General features: G+C 74.6%; 11 protein-coding genes. 5 read left to right on the top strand and 6 right to left on the bottom strand.

What is annotated here, in order from left to right:
• Positions 1 to 39 precede the first annotated feature (39 nt).
• Positions 40 to 1,605, bottom strand: a complete 1,566-nt coding sequence (locus ACTMS0_RS14660; RefSeq protein WP_441155720.1) for an NAD(P)/FAD-dependent oxidoreductase — start codon at positions 1,603 to 1,605, stop codon at positions 40 to 42.
• Positions 1,606 to 1,757: 152 nt separating this feature from the next.
• Between ACTMS0_RS14660 and ACTMS0_RS14655 the strand changes: the two genes are divergently transcribed.
• On the top strand, positions 1,758 to 2,996 hold the full coding sequence (locus ACTMS0_RS14655) for a hypothetical protein (RefSeq protein ID WP_441155719.1): 1,239 nt from the start codon (positions 1,758 to 1,760) through the stop codon (positions 2,994 to 2,996).
• On the opposite strand, the gene ACTMS0_RS14650 is transcribed toward ACTMS0_RS14655, so the two are convergent.
• Positions 2,989 to 4,002, bottom strand: coding sequence for a LacI family DNA-binding transcriptional regulator (locus ACTMS0_RS14650; protein WP_441155718.1), 1,014 nt, complete (start codon positions 4,000 to 4,002; stop codon positions 2,989 to 2,991). The two genes, ACTMS0_RS14655 and ACTMS0_RS14650, sit on opposite strands and share 8 nt — an antisense overlap.
• Before the next feature lie 201 nt (positions 4,003 to 4,203).
• Between ACTMS0_RS14650 and ACTMS0_RS14645 the strand changes: the two genes are divergently transcribed.
• From ACTMS0_RS14645 to ACTMS0_RS14635, 3 genes are read left to right on the top strand one after another with little or no spacing between them, the layout of a single operon-like run.
• Entirely contained in the window at positions 4,204 to 5,037 is an 834-nt protein-coding gene (locus tag ACTMS0_RS14645; RefSeq protein WP_441155717.1) for a response regulator transcription factor, read from the top strand.
• Between the two features lie 48 nt (positions 5,038 to 5,085).
• Positions 5,086 to 5,469 carry a hypothetical protein gene (locus tag ACTMS0_RS14640; protein ID WP_441155917.1) on the top strand — a complete coding sequence of 128 codons (384 nt, stop codon included), beginning with the start codon at positions 5,086 to 5,088 and terminating at the stop codon, positions 5,467 to 5,469.
• Positions 5,469 to 7,718, top strand: a complete 2,250-nt coding sequence (locus tag ACTMS0_RS14635; protein ID WP_441155716.1) for a DUF4132 domain-containing protein — start codon at positions 5,469 to 5,471, stop codon at positions 7,716 to 7,718. Before ACTMS0_RS14640 ends, ACTMS0_RS14635 begins: the two co-directional genes overlap by 1 nt.
• A 46-nt stretch (positions 7,719 to 7,764) precedes the next feature.
• On the opposite strand, the gene ACTMS0_RS14630 is transcribed toward ACTMS0_RS14635, so the two are convergent.
• From ACTMS0_RS14630 to ACTMS0_RS14620, 3 genes are read right to left on the bottom strand one after another with little or no spacing between them, the layout of a single operon-like run.
• Complete coding sequence (locus ACTMS0_RS14630; protein WP_441155715.1) at positions 7,765 to 10,056, bottom strand: FtsX-like permease family protein; 2,292 nt, start codon at positions 10,054 to 10,056, stop codon at positions 7,765 to 7,767.
• The gene (locus tag ACTMS0_RS14625; RefSeq protein WP_441155714.1) at positions 10,053 to 10,733 is read right to left on the bottom strand and encodes an ABC transporter ATP-binding protein; all 681 of its coding nucleotides are present in this window, start codon (positions 10,731 to 10,733) and stop codon (positions 10,053 to 10,055) included. Before ACTMS0_RS14625 ends, ACTMS0_RS14630 begins: the two co-directional genes overlap by 4 nt.
• Positions 10,730 to 11,254: a PadR family transcriptional regulator gene (locus ACTMS0_RS14620; protein ID WP_441155713.1), complete on the bottom strand. Its 525-nt coding sequence runs from the start codon at positions 11,252 to 11,254 to the stop codon at positions 10,730 to 10,732. Before ACTMS0_RS14620 ends, ACTMS0_RS14625 begins: the two co-directional genes overlap by 4 nt.
• A gap of 108 nt (positions 11,255 to 11,362) precedes the next feature.
• Here ACTMS0_RS14620 and ACTMS0_RS14615 point away from each other — a divergent pair, with 108 nt between their 5' ends.
• Positions 11,363 to 11,938, top strand: coding sequence for a GNAT family N-acetyltransferase (locus ACTMS0_RS14615; protein ID WP_441155916.1), 576 nt, complete (start codon positions 11,363 to 11,365; stop codon positions 11,936 to 11,938).
• Here ACTMS0_RS14615 and ACTMS0_RS14610 read toward each other — a convergent pair.
• Positions 11,909 to 12,541, bottom strand: coding sequence for a TOPRIM nucleotidyl transferase/hydrolase domain-containing protein (locus ACTMS0_RS14610; protein WP_441155712.1), 633 nt, complete (start codon positions 12,539 to 12,541; stop codon positions 11,909 to 11,911). The two genes, ACTMS0_RS14615 and ACTMS0_RS14610, sit on opposite strands and share 30 nt — an antisense overlap.
• Positions 12,542 to 12,593 lie beyond the last annotated feature (52 nt).

Below are 12,593 nucleotides of genomic sequence, written 5' to 3'. Positions count from 1 at the left end.
ACTACCCCCGGCCGGGCGCCCGGGGCTGTCCCCGCTGGCTCAGCTGGGGCGTACTCCCGTGGGGCGGGTGGCGCGGCGGTCGCCGTCGGCGTCGACCGCGACCGTCACGCTGGCCGAGGGGCGCAGCGGTGGGGCGGGCATGAGCGGCGCGTCCCGGCCGGTGCCGCCATGGCCGTCGCTCTTCGCCGTCTCCTCGTGGTAGTCCTGCTCGACGTTGACCGCCCAGACGTCGTGACGCGTGCCCCGCACGATGTTCTCGGCGGTCAGCATCGCCGTCAGCATGGAGTGGTCCTGGTTGTTGTAGCGGTGCATGCCGTTGCGTCCCACCGGGTGCACGTTGGGCACCTCGCGGGCCAGCCACTCCCGGATCACGTCGACGTTGCGCTGGTAGCGCTCGTCGTAGACCGGGTACGCCTTCGGCATCCGCACCACGTAGCCGGCCTCGACGACGCCGGGGCGCACCAGCCCCAGCCTCTCCAGCTCCGCCGTCGCCGAGGCGATCAGGTCGGCGTCGGGCGTCCGCCAGGTCTCGTCGTCCACCGAGACGAAGTACTCGAGGCCGAGGCAGGTGCGGCCGTCCTTCACCAGGTGGGGTGACCAGGAGCCGAAGTTCTGGATCCGGCCGACCTGGACACCCGGGTCGTGCACGTAGATCCAGTTGTCCGGGAACGAGAACTCGGCCGGGACCACCAGCGCCACGGTGAGGAAGTCCCGGTACCGCAGATCCTCCGCGGCGGCCCGGACCTCCGGCGGCGGCGCCGGCCGCAGCGCGGCCACCAACTCGGAGATGGGCATCGAGGAGACGACGTGGTCGGCCGGCTCGGTCCGCCGCCCGCCGGCGCCGTCGACGGTGACCGCGACCGCCCGGCGGTGCTGCGGATTCCGGTGCACGGCGGTGACCCAGGTGCCGGTGTCCACTCGGCCGCCGCGCCGCCGGACCTCCTCCGCGCAGCGCTCCCACATCATGCCGGGCCCCAGCTTCGGGTACTGGAACTCCTCGATCAGGCTGGTCACGTCCTTGCGGTTGCGCTTCGGCAGCACCGCGTTGCGGACGGCCTTCGCCAGCGAGAGGTTCTTGATCCGCTGCGCCGCCCAGTCGGCCTGCAACCGGTCGGCCGGCATCCCCCAGACCTTTTCCGTGTAGGTCTTGAAGAAGATCGAGTACAGCCGCCAGCCGAACCGGGCCGACACCCACCCCTCGAAGTGCGACTGGTCGCGCGGCGGCCGCAGTCGGGCCCGCGCGTACGAGCCCATGCACCGGGCGGCCTCCCACAGCCCCAGGTTCCGTAGGGCGTTGGTGGCGTTCAGGGGGTAGTCGTAGAGCGCTCCCCGGTAGTAGATCCGACTCATCCGGGGCCGGAGCAGGAAGTCCTCGTCGGGGAGGATCTCGTGCCAGAAGTCCTCGACCCGGGACACCTTCGTGAAGAAGCGGTGGCCGCCGATGTCGAAGCGCCACCCGTCCCGCTCCACGGTCCGGCTGATCCCGCCGACCACCTCGTCGGCCTCGAACACCCGCACCGGGGCGCCCCACCGGAGCAGTTCGTACGCGGCGGTCAACCCCGCCGGACCCGCACCGATCACCACGGTGCCGTGCTCGTCGCCCATACCCCGCCGCCTCCGTACCCCGTCGACACCCCGTCGACCGACGGCCGGCCGCTTACCCGGCCCGGCGGCGATGTCACCTGCGGACAGCAGGTGTGGACGGCGGCGGACCGGGTACGCGGGACCGTTCGTGGCGGGACGCTTTCGGGGGGCGGATGGTCGACGGGAGGCGGGTGCGGCGGCTGCTCGCGCGGGTGCCCGCCCCCTGGCCGTACGTGCTCGCGGTCTTCGTCGGCACGAAGGTCGTCCTCAGCCTGGTCGGCGTGCTCACCCTCGCCGCGTTCGACGACGTGCCCTGGGCTCCGCCACCGGACGAGACGCTGATGCGCCAGCAGCAGCGGGAGGTCTCACCGCACCGGTGGCTCTCGCTCTGGTTCGCCTGGGACTCGTTCCTCTACGACCACCTGGCCCGCCTGCCGCTCGACGAGCCGTGGCGGGACTTCGGCTTCCCACTGCTGTACCCGTTCCTCGCGCGGCCGCTCGCCCCGCTGCTCGGCGGCGACACCGCACTGGCGCTGCTGGTCGTCGCCAACGCGGCCCTCGTCGGGCTGCTGTACTACGGCCACCGCCTCGGCGAGCGGCTGCTCGGCGGCAACAGCGGCAACAGCCGCGACGGCGGCGGCAACGATGACGGCGGCGACAGCGGCGACGCGGCGGCCCGGCGGTTCGTCCGCTACCTGGTGCTGCTGCCGGCCGCCTTCCTGTTCCACGCGGCGCTGACCGAGTCGCTCTTCCTCTGCCTGGCGCTGGCCGTCTTCCACTACGCGGAGGACCGGCGCTGGCTACTGGTCGGGGTGATCGGCTTCTTCCTCGCGCTGAGCCGGTCGGTCGGGTTCTTCGTGGCCCTTCCGCTGGCCCTGGTGCTGCTGCGGCAGCACGGCTACCGGCTGGGCCCGCGCGCCCTGTGGACGTACGTGCGCACCGGCTGGCCGCTGCTGCTGGTGCCTGCCGGCTGGCTCACCTTCATGGCGTTCTGCCGGTGGCAGAGCGGGGACTGGTTCGCCTACAAGCACACCCAGGAGGAGGGCTGGGGCATCCGCGTGCAGAACCCGCTCGGCGTGCTCTGGCACGGCCTGACCGGGACGCCGCCGCGCGACGCCGTGCGGGTCTGGATCGCCGTCGTGGTCCTGGCCGTCCTGGTCGCGGGCGCCCGCCGGCTCGGACTGCCCTACCTGGTGTACGGCGTGATGATGGTGCTGGTGCCGCTGTCCATGGGGCCGCCGGTGTACAAGAGCCTGCTGCGCTACCTGATCGCGGCCTTCCCGGTGGCCCTGGTGCTCGCCCGCTGGGCCGGGCGGGTCACCGTCGACGTCTGGTTGACCGCCACCCTCGCCCTGCTCCAGGGCGCGTTGTTCGTGACCTGGCTCGCGTACTGGACACACTTCATCATCTGACCGGGCCGGCACTGTCGCGGCGGACCAGCTCGGCCGCGAGCACCTCGACCCGGGGCGCCGCGGCGCCCGGGTCCAGCGCCAGCGCCATCGCCCGCGCCCCCATCTCGACCAGCGGCAGCCGGACCGTCGTCAGGGCCGGGGTGACGTCCCGGGCGATCGGCATGTCGTCGAAGCCGGTCACCGTCACCTGCTCCGGCACCGCCACCGAGCGGGCGCGCAGGGCGGCGAGCGCCCCGATCGCCATCGTGTCGTTGAGCGCCACGATCGCGGTGATCGCCGGTTCCGCGTCGAGCAGCGCGCCGGTCGCGGCGAGGCCGCCGTCCCGGTCGAACTCCGCGTACCGGATGCGGTGCTCCGGCAGGTCGCGACCGTGCTCGGCGAGCGCGGCCCGCAGCCCCGCGAGCCGGTCGGTGGTGGTGGTGAGGACCTCCGGCCCGGCGACCACGCCGATCGCTCGGTGCCCGAGCCGGCACAGCTCGGTGCCGAGCAGCCAGCCGCCGGTGCGGTTGTCCGGCATCACCGCGTCACCGGAGTGCTCGTGCCGCCCGATGACCGCTACCCGGCCGCCGGTCGCCTCGTACGCGGCCAGCTTCTCGTTGAGTAGGCGGGTGAACGCCACGTCGTGGTACCCGGAGCCGGCCAGGATGATCGCCGCCACCTGCTGCCCGCGCAGCAGTTCCACGTACTCCAGCTCGCGGTCCGGGTCCCGGTAGCTGTTGCAGATCATCAGCAGCCGGCCCTGGTCGCCGGCGACCCGTTGCAGCCCTCGGGTGATCTCGGCGAAGTACGGGTCGGACACGTCGTGCACGATCACGCCGACGGCGCTGCGGTGCGCGCGGGCCAGGAACTGGGCGTGCGCGTTCGGGACGTACTGCAACTCGGCGACGGCGCGCAGCACCCGCTCGCGCAGCTCTTCCGTGACCGGCTTGCTGCTGCCGTTGATGACCCGCGACGCGGTGGCGGGGGAGACGCCGGCCCGCCGCGCCACGTCCGACAGGGTCGCCATTCCCGCCCCTCCCGCTCGCCATCGACGGTCAGCTCACCGTACCCGATCAAGAAAAGGCCTTGCCTGAACAGTTGCAGCGGCCTGCACCCACGACCTGCGGTGGTGATCCACGCCCGCCCACCGATCCGTCGGGCCGTCGGATGCGTACTCCAGGGCCCGGGCGCACGGGTCGGCGCGCCCGGCAGCGACGGAGCGGGCGAGGTGGCGGTGCGGATCGGGCGGAACGCGGTGTCGGTGCCGGTCGCGAGCCGGCCGGTCGACGGCCGCCGGCGGAGCGTGCTGGTGGTGGCGGGTGACGCGGCGGAGGCCGCGACGGTGCGGCGCGACCTGGAGCGGGTCGGGCTCGTGGTCGGGTTGGCGCCGGACGCCCGGCGCGGGCTGGACCGGTGGCGCTCGGAACGCCCCGACCTCGTCGTGGTCGCCCGGCGGCTGCCGGCGGTGGACGGGATCGACTTCTGCCGGGTCCTGCGGTCGCACTCGGACGTGCCGATCCTGGTCCTCGTCGACCGCCCGACCGGCGTGCCCGGGCCCGCCGGTGGCCCGCCGGTGCCGGGACCCGGCCCTGCGGTGCCGGACGCTGGGGTCGGCGAGTCGTCGGACGCCGGGGACACGACGCTGCGGGCCCTGGACGCCGGCGCGGACGACGTGCTCGCCGTCCCGTACGCCGTGCCGGAGTTCGCGGCCCGGATCCGGGCGCTGCTGCGGCGTGCGCCGGCACCGGGGGCGGACGCCGTCCTCCGGGTCGGCGCACTGGAGATCGACACCCGCGCCGTCGAGGTCCGCCTCGGCGGCGTCCGGGTCGAGTTGACCGCCCGCGAGTTCAACATCCTCGCCGTGCTGGCCCGCGCGGCCGGCCGGGTCCACTCCCGACGGCAGATCATCGACGTCGCGTACGCGGCCGACCGGTACGTCTCCGACCGCGCCGTCGACGCGCACATGGTCAACCTGCGGCGCAAACTGGACGCCGCCGCGCCGGGCACGCCGTACCTGCGGACCGTGCACGGAAGGGGCTACCTCCTGGCCGAACCCCCGTAGGAGGCGCGGATCTGTCGGTGGGCGTGCCTAGAGTCCCGGGCCGTGGTGATGGTGAGGTTCGTCGACGAGACGACGTCCGGCGCCCGGGACGAGGCGTGGCATCTGGAGATCTTCGAGGAGCGGCTGCCGTTGCGGGAGCTGATCCGCCGCCGGGTGTTCCAGGAGGTGGCCGAGCACACGCGCCAGCCGGAGGTGTTCCGAGGGCTGGTGCAGCCGGGCGGCACCGAGCGCACCCTGAACGGCTACCGGATGCGGGAGCGGCGCCGGGTCGACGCCGAGGAGCAGTTCGCCCGGGCGGTGGAGGCGTTCATCCGCAACGGGTTCGTGGTGCTCGTCGACGACCGGCAGGTGGAGGAGCTGGACGTCGAGGTCGACCTGCGGGCCGGCACCGAGGTGTGCTTCCTCAAGCTCGTCCCGCTGGTGGGTGGCTGATGGCCGTCCTGCCGTCCGTCCTGCGTCGACTCACCGGCACCGAGCAGGGCATGCGCGAGCAGCTCGACGCGGCCTCCCGGCGGTGGACGTACTGGCCGCTCGACCAGCTCGCGTGGCTGTGCCGGGAGGTGCGGCGGATCGACGGCGAGCTGCCCGGCCCCGCCGTGGCGGTGGTCCGCCGCACGGTGCTGGCGACCTACCACACCAGCGGTCCGCTGCACGACGTGCTGGCCACAGTGGACGCGCCGTTGCTCAGCCCCGGCGAGGCGTGGGCCGACCAGGTGCTCGCCGACCTGCCCGACCTCGGGGCGGGCTGGCCCGAGCTGGTGACCCACGCGCTGACCGCCACCTCGGCGCGCCCGTCGGCCCGTTGGGAGCGGCAGGCCCGGGCCCTGCTCGACGCGGTGGGTTGCGCCGCGTACCGCGACACGGTGACCGGGTGGCTGGCACTGGTCGGGCGGCCCCGCACCTTGCCGCTCGACCGGGGCGACTACGACCCCGACATCGCCCACGCGTACGACCCGTACAACGCGACCGCCCTGCGGGGTCTGGTGTGGCTGCTCGCCCTCGCCGTCGACGGCCCGGCCGACACCGCCACCGCCCGCACGCTCGGCGGCCTGGTCGAGACGTCGCTGCGCAAGGTCGCCGGCATCGGTCCGCGCAACCCCAAGGTCGCCAACGCCGCGGTGTGGGCGCTGGCCCGGCTGGACGGTGACCACGCCCTCGCCCAGCTCGCCCGGCTCGCCACCGGGGTCACCTACAAGGGCACGCTCAAGGAGCTGACGGCCGCGCTGGACCGACGCGCCGAGGCCCTCGGCCTGTCCCGGGCCGAGGTCGAGGAGCTGGCGGTGCCGACGTACGGGCTGACCGAGGTGGGCCGCCGGGTGGAAACGCTCGGTGGGGCGACCGCCGAGCTGACGGTGGAGGCCGGTGCGGTGTCGCTGACCTGGCGCACCGCGGCCGGCCGGGTGGTGAAGAGCCCACCGGCGGCGGTACGGCGGGACCATCCCGAGGAGCTGCGCGAGTTGAAGGCGGCGGTCAAGGACGTCGAGAAGATGCTGGCCGCCCAGGCCGAGCGCCTCGACCGGCAGGTCCTCGGCCGGCGCAGCTGGCCGTACGCGACATGGCGGGCCCGCTACCTCGACCATCCCCTGGTCGGCACCCTGGGCCGGCGGCTGATCTGGCTGGTCGACGACCAGCCGTGCGGGTTCGCCGACGGTGCGCTGCGGACCGTCGACGACGGGCCGGTCACGGCGGCCGACGACGCCACCGTGACGCTGTGGCACCCGATCGGGCGGGACGTGGCCGAGGTCCTGGCGTGGCGCGCGTGGCTGGAACGGCACGGCGTCGTGCAGCCGTTCAAGCAGGCGCACCGCGAGGTCTACCTGCTGACCGCCGCGGAGGAGCGCACCGGGGTCTACTCGAACCGCTTCGCCGCCCACGTCCTGCGCCAGCACCAGTTCCACGCGCTGGCCGCCGTGCGGGGCTGGCGCAACCGGCTGCGGCTGATGGTGGACGACGAATACCCACCGGCGACCCGGGAACTGCCCGAGTGGGGCCTGCGGGCCGAGTTCTGGGTCGAGGGCGCCGGTGACGAGTACGGCGTGGACACCAGCGACTCGGGGGCGTACCTGCGCGTGGTGACCGACCAGGTGCGCTTCTACCCGCTGCACGCCCCGGAGAACCTGGCCCACGCCGGCGGTGGCGGGTACGAGCAGTGGGTCCGGGGCGGCGACGGGCCGGTCGCGCCGCTACCGCTGGACCAGGTCCCGCCGCTGGTGCTCAGCGAGGTGATGCGCGACGTCGACCTGTTCGTCGGCGTGGCGAGCGTCGGCAACGACCCGACGTGGTCCGACGGCGGGCCCACCGGCCGGTACCGCGAGTACTGGCACTCGTACGGGTTCGGTGAGCTGTCCGCCACCGCGGAGACCCGCCGGGACCTGCTCGCCCGGCTCGTGCCGCGGCTGGCCGTCGCCGACCGCTGCCGGGTGGACGGCCGTTTCCTGCGGGTCCGGGGCGACCTGCGCGAATACAAGATCCACCTCGGGTCGGACAACATCCTGATGAGCCCCAACGACCAGTACCTGTGCATCGTCCCCAAGCAGACGGTGGAGGCCGGGCCGGCCGGCGTCTTCCTACCCTTCGAGGGCGACCGGACGCTGGGCGTCATCCTCAGCAAGGCGTTGCTGCTCGCCCGGGACACACAGATCACCGACCCGACCATCACCTCGCAGATCCGCCGCCGCTGACGGCGGACGGCCGGGGTGGTGCCAGCGCGCACCACCCCGGGTCGGGCTACTCGGTGCGGATGCCGTCCGGTCTGGTCAGCCGCCACAGAGCCGGCAGGCTCGACGCGGTGACCAGCAGGACCACCGCCGCCCCGAGCCCGGTGGAGACCCCCACCACCGGCCACGCCACCCGGACCGGCTCGTGCACCATCCGCAGCAGCACGACGCCGAGCGCGAGCCCGAACACCACGGCCAGCGCCAGGCCGATCACCACCGGCACCGCGGTCTGCCACAGAACCGACCAGCTCAGCGTGCCGCGCCGGGTGCCGACCGCGACCAGCATCGCCAGCAGCCGGCGGCGCTCGCGCAGCTGTTCGAGGATGCCGACGAGCATGCTGGCGGCGATCAGCAGCAGGGTCACGACCGCGCCGATGTAGAGGCCCCGCTGCACGTTGACGAACCGCCGCGCCTGCCGGGTCTCGCTCAGCGCGCTCACCGACGCGAACAGGTCCACCTCGGCCACGACGTTGCGGAGGTGCTCCTCGGCGTCGGGGTGGTCCCGGTCCACGCGCAGGTACGCGTCCACCATCGGCGCGTCGATCCCGACCCCGGCCAGGGCGGCCGGGGTGACGAGCAGCCCGCTGGTGGGCCAGCCGGCCGGGTCGAGCCGGCCCGGGACGGTCCGCGTGGTCGTTGGTACCCGCCACGGCACGGCGCGCTCGCCCAGCCGCACGTCGTCGCCCGGCCGCACGTCGGTGCCCTCGCCGGGTTCCGGCCGGACCAGGAAGGCGTCGCCGTCGGCGCAGCGGTCCAGCCGCGCGAACTCGGACAGCGCGGCGCAGTCGCCGATCTTCAGCATCGCGAACCCACCGTCGCCGCCGTCACCCCGGACTGCGGAGGTGCCGAGGGTGACGGTACCGCCGGTGACGCCCGGCGCGGCGGTCAGCCGGTCGACGACCGCCCGGGCCCGGTCCGCGTCCGGCGCGTTCAGGTGGACGACGGCCTGCGCCCGGGCGGTGTCGTGGCCGGTGTCCTCGGTGAACCGGTCGGCGACGCCGGTGAAGAGCATCTGGAGGCCGATGGTGCCGGCCACCGCGACGGCGACCCCGTTGACCAGCCGGGCGGAGGCGGCGCTGTCGACCTGGAGGCGGCGCACGGCGAGCTGCCACGGCACCGGGCCGCCCCGCAGCCGGCGTACCACCAGGTCGGTGACCCAGGGCAGCAGCGTGACCGTGCCGATCAGCAGCAGCACCGCGCCGGCCGCGGTCTGGTTCTCGGTGCCGGCGGGGGTGACGCCGGCGGCGGTCGCCGCGAGCAGGCCCAGCCCGGCCGCCGGCAGGAGCAGCCGCCAGGCGACGCGGCGGCGTACCGGCGTGGTGCGGCGGGTGACCCCGAGAGGCTCGACCACCACCGCCCGCAGCGCCACGACGGCGACCAGCATCGCGAGGGCCGGCACGGCGACGGCGACGGCCACCACCAGCGGCGCCGGCGGGCGCAGGTCGCTCGCGTACACGCTGAGGTCCATGACGGTGACCAGGGATGCCACCTGGCGGCCGAGCGCGAAGAGGGCCCCGCCGACGGCGACGCCGAGCACGGCGGCGGCGGCCGCCTCGCCGGCGGCGATCCACCGGATCATCGCCGCGTCCGCGCCGACCAGGCGCAGCGCCGCGAGCCGGCGGTCGCGGCGCTCGCCGCCGAACCGGACGGCGGCGCCGAGGAACACCGCGATCGGCAGCAGCAGGACGACGAAGATGACCACCACGAGCAGGATCAGCACCGGCCCGAAGCCCTCGCCGGGCAGGCCACCCCCGAACGCGTCGAGCCGCATCGCGCCGTCGTCGGCGCTGAGCCGGTCGCTGCCCAGGTAGAACGCCAGCTCCCGCGGCCCGGCCAGCCCGTCGTCGCCGATGGTGCCGACGACGCGGGCGCCAGCCAGCCGAGGTGCGAAGAGCGGGCCGTCGGCCGAGTCGAGCAGCTCGCGCAGGGCGGGGGAGACCACCACTTCGCCGGGCCGCGGCAGGGCCGCCACGCCGGGCGGCACCGGCGCGTCCGGCCCCTCCGCGCGCAGCACCCGCCCCCGCACCGGCTGGTCGCGGAACTCGGTGTCCAGATGGCGGACCAGCAGGGTGTTCGCGGCGGCCGGGATCTGCTCGCCGAGCCGCAGGTCGTCCCGGGCGTCACCGCGCGCCTGCCGGGCGTCGAGCGCGGCCGGCACCGAGGCGGCGAGCAGCAGCATCGCCACGCCGATCCCGACGCCGAGCGCGGTCAGCACGGTCCGCAGCCAGCCGTCCCGGCCGCCGGTGACCGCCATCCGCGCGCCCATCACGAGGTCGGCCGCCCGACCGGGCAGGCCGGTCACGCGGCCACGTGGAGGTCGCGGGTGCGGCCGTCGCGCACCACCACCTCCCGATCGGAGTACGCGGCCACCCGCGCCTCGTGCGTCACCAGCACCACGGCGGCGCCGGTCTCCCGGGCCGCGGCGGTCAGCAGCCGCATCACCCGCTCGCCGTTCAGCGAGTCCAGCGCGCCGGTGGGCTCGTCGGCGAACACCACGGACGGCCGGGTGACCAGCGCCCGCGCCACCGCGACGCGCTGGCCCTGACCGCCGGAGACCTCGCCGGGCCGCTTGCCGGCGACGTCGATGACCTCCAGCCGCTCCAGCCACTCGCCGGCCCGCCGCTCCGCCTCGCGGCGACCCACCCGGTCGAGCCGCAGCGGCAGGGCGACGTTCTCCAGGCAGGTCAGCTCGGGCACGAGCTGGCCGAACTGGAACACGAAGCCGAACGCGGCACGGCGCAGCGCGCTGCGCTCGGCGTCGGGGAGAGCGCCGAGATCGCGGCCGTCGAACAGCACCCGTCCCGAGTCCGGCCGGACGATTCCGGCCAGGCAGTGCAGGAGGGTGGACTTGCCGGAGCCGGACGATCCCATCACCGCGACCACCTCGCCCCGGTCCACCCGCAGGCTGGCCCCGGCCAGAGCCCGGGTCGAACCGAACGAGCGGTGCAGGTCCTCGGCGACGAGCAGCGGGGCGCTCATGACAGCACCTCCTTGGTGAGCTCGTCGAGGCGGGCGGCGGTCAGTTCCAGCCAGCGCAGATCGGCCTCCAGGTGGAACAGCGCGTGGTCGCAGATGAGCTGCTCGGCCAGGTCGCCGTCGCGCTTGCGGCGGGTCAGGTCGCGCATCATCCCCAGGTGCTCCGCGCGCTGCACGTCGAGCAGGTCGGCGGCGCTGCGGCCGGTGAGCAGGGCCAGCACGACCTTCGTGTAGAGGGTGCTCTGCAGGTACGGCTCCGGCCGCTCCGGCCGGGCCAGCCAGCCCTCGACGTCGGTGACGCCGGCGTCGGTGATCGCGTACCGCTTGCGCTCCGGGCCCTCGCCGGGTTCGACCGCCTCGACCTCGACCAGGCCGCTGCGCAGCAGCCGGGACAGGGTGGCGTAGACCTGCCCGTACGCGAGCGGCCGGGCGTGGCCGAACCGCTCGTCGTAGAGGCGCTTGATGTCGTACCCGTGCCGGGGTGCGGCCTCGAGGAGGCCGAGGAAGGTCTGTCCGATCGACATGCGGAGGACTATACACACCGTGTATACGCGGTGTGTATAGCAGTACCGGGCTGCGACGGCGGCCGATGATCGGCAAGGATGGAGCCCGCCACACGGGGAGGTAACGAAGTGTTCGCGCTGCCGTTGACCGAGGACGTCGTCCTGCGTCCGCTGGAGCCCTGGCGGGCCGAGGAGTTCCTCACCCACCTCGACCGGGCCCGCGAGCACATCCGGCCCTGGGTGGGTCCGTCGTTCGTGGCCACCGACCTCGACTCCGCCCGCGCGGTGCTTCAGCGGCACGCCGACCGCTGGGCCCACGACGGCGGCGGCATCTGGGGGCTGTGGGATCGCGGGACCCTCGTCGGCGGGGTGCTGTTCGTGTCGTTCGACGCCGCCCTCGGGCTCTGCGAGGTGGGGTGCTGGCTGGAGCCGGCGGCCGAGGGGCGGGGGCTGGTCAGCCGGGCCGTCACCCGGCTGGTCGACTGGGCCGTCCACGAGCGCGGAATCCAGCGGGTGGAGTGGCGCTGCAACGCCCGCAACGAGCGCAGCATCGCCGTCGCCCGCCGGCTGGGGTTCTCCCTCGACGGCACGCTGCGCTCGGTCTACCCGGCGACCGTGGGCGAGGGGCGGGTTGACATGGAGGTCTGGTCGGTGCTCGCCGACGAGTGGCGGGGATCAGACGTGGTCGAGCACCGCGTGCAGTGACCGGGGTGCCCGGTCCGGGTGCAGCGCGTCGACCAGCAGCCGGGCGTACGCGGCCTTGCGGCCCGACCGGGTGCCGATGAAGCGGCGCAGCTGCGCCTCGACCGGCCGCCCCCGCTGCGCCGGCTGCCGCTGGAACAGGTCCCACGAGTGCAGGTCACCGGCCGCCGTGAGGACTACCCGCACCCCGTCCACACCGGCGGCCCGGATGAGTTCGTCCTCCAGGTCGGCGACGCAGACGTGGAAGCCGTACGCCGCGAGGTCGGTGCGGGTGAGCGCGGCGCCGAGGCCGGCGCGGGCCAGGCCGCGACGGACGAACCCCTCCTCCGCCGCGTCGTAGAGGCCGGCCAGGCGCAGCCCGAGACCCTGCGGCCCGAGGGCGTCGAGGAAGTGGCCGACGTTCGTCACGCCGCCCATCGGCAGCACCCGGATCCCCTCGGCGGGCAGGTCCCGACCCAACTGGGCGGCGAGGGTCTCCAGGGCGACGCGGTCGCTGGCGCCCTCGACGAGCACGACCGCGCGGACGTCGTCGTCGAGGGACGGGACCAGGGCGTGTGTCGACGTCCCGGCGCGGCCGGGCGGTGACGTCGACACAGGCCCTTGCACGGGCGACCTCCTCATCGCCCGCCATCATCGTGCGCGGGACGCGGGTCCGCCC

Origin of the sequence: Micromonospora sp. H33 (assembly GCF_052068455.1) — a bacterium.
Lineage (GTDB): Bacteria > Actinomycetota > Actinomycetes > Mycobacteriales > Micromonosporaceae > Micromonospora.
This window is presented reverse-complemented; position numbering and strand designations above follow the sequence as displayed.

Bases quoted from the DNA above. Each gene is read 5' to 3' on its own strand.
- ACTMS0_RS14660 (WP_441155720.1), bottom strand. From the start codon at position 1,605: ATGGGCGACGAGCACGGCACCGTGGTGATCGGTGCGGGTCCGGCGGGG.
- ACTMS0_RS14655 (WP_441155719.1), top strand. From the start codon at position 1,758: ATGGTCGACGGGAGGCGGGTGCGGCGGCTGCTCGCGCGGGTGCCCGCC.
- ACTMS0_RS14650 (WP_441155718.1), bottom strand. From the start codon at position 4,002: ATGGCGACCCTGTCGGACGTGGCGCGGCGGGCCGGCGTCTCCCCCGCC.
- ACTMS0_RS14640 (WP_441155917.1), top strand. From the start codon at position 5,086: ATGGTGAGGTTCGTCGACGAGACGACGTCCGGCGCCCGGGACGAGGCG.
- ACTMS0_RS14635 (WP_441155716.1), top strand. From the start codon at position 5,469: ATGGCCGTCCTGCCGTCCGTCCTGCGTCGACTCACCGGCACCGAGCAG.
- ACTMS0_RS14625 (WP_441155714.1), bottom strand. From the start codon at position 10,733: ATGAGCGCCCCGCTGCTCGTCGCCGAGGACCTGCACCGCTCGTTCGGT.
- ACTMS0_RS14620 (WP_441155713.1), bottom strand. From the start codon at position 11,254: ATGTCGATCGGACAGACCTTCCTCGGCCTCCTCGAGGCCGCACCCCGG.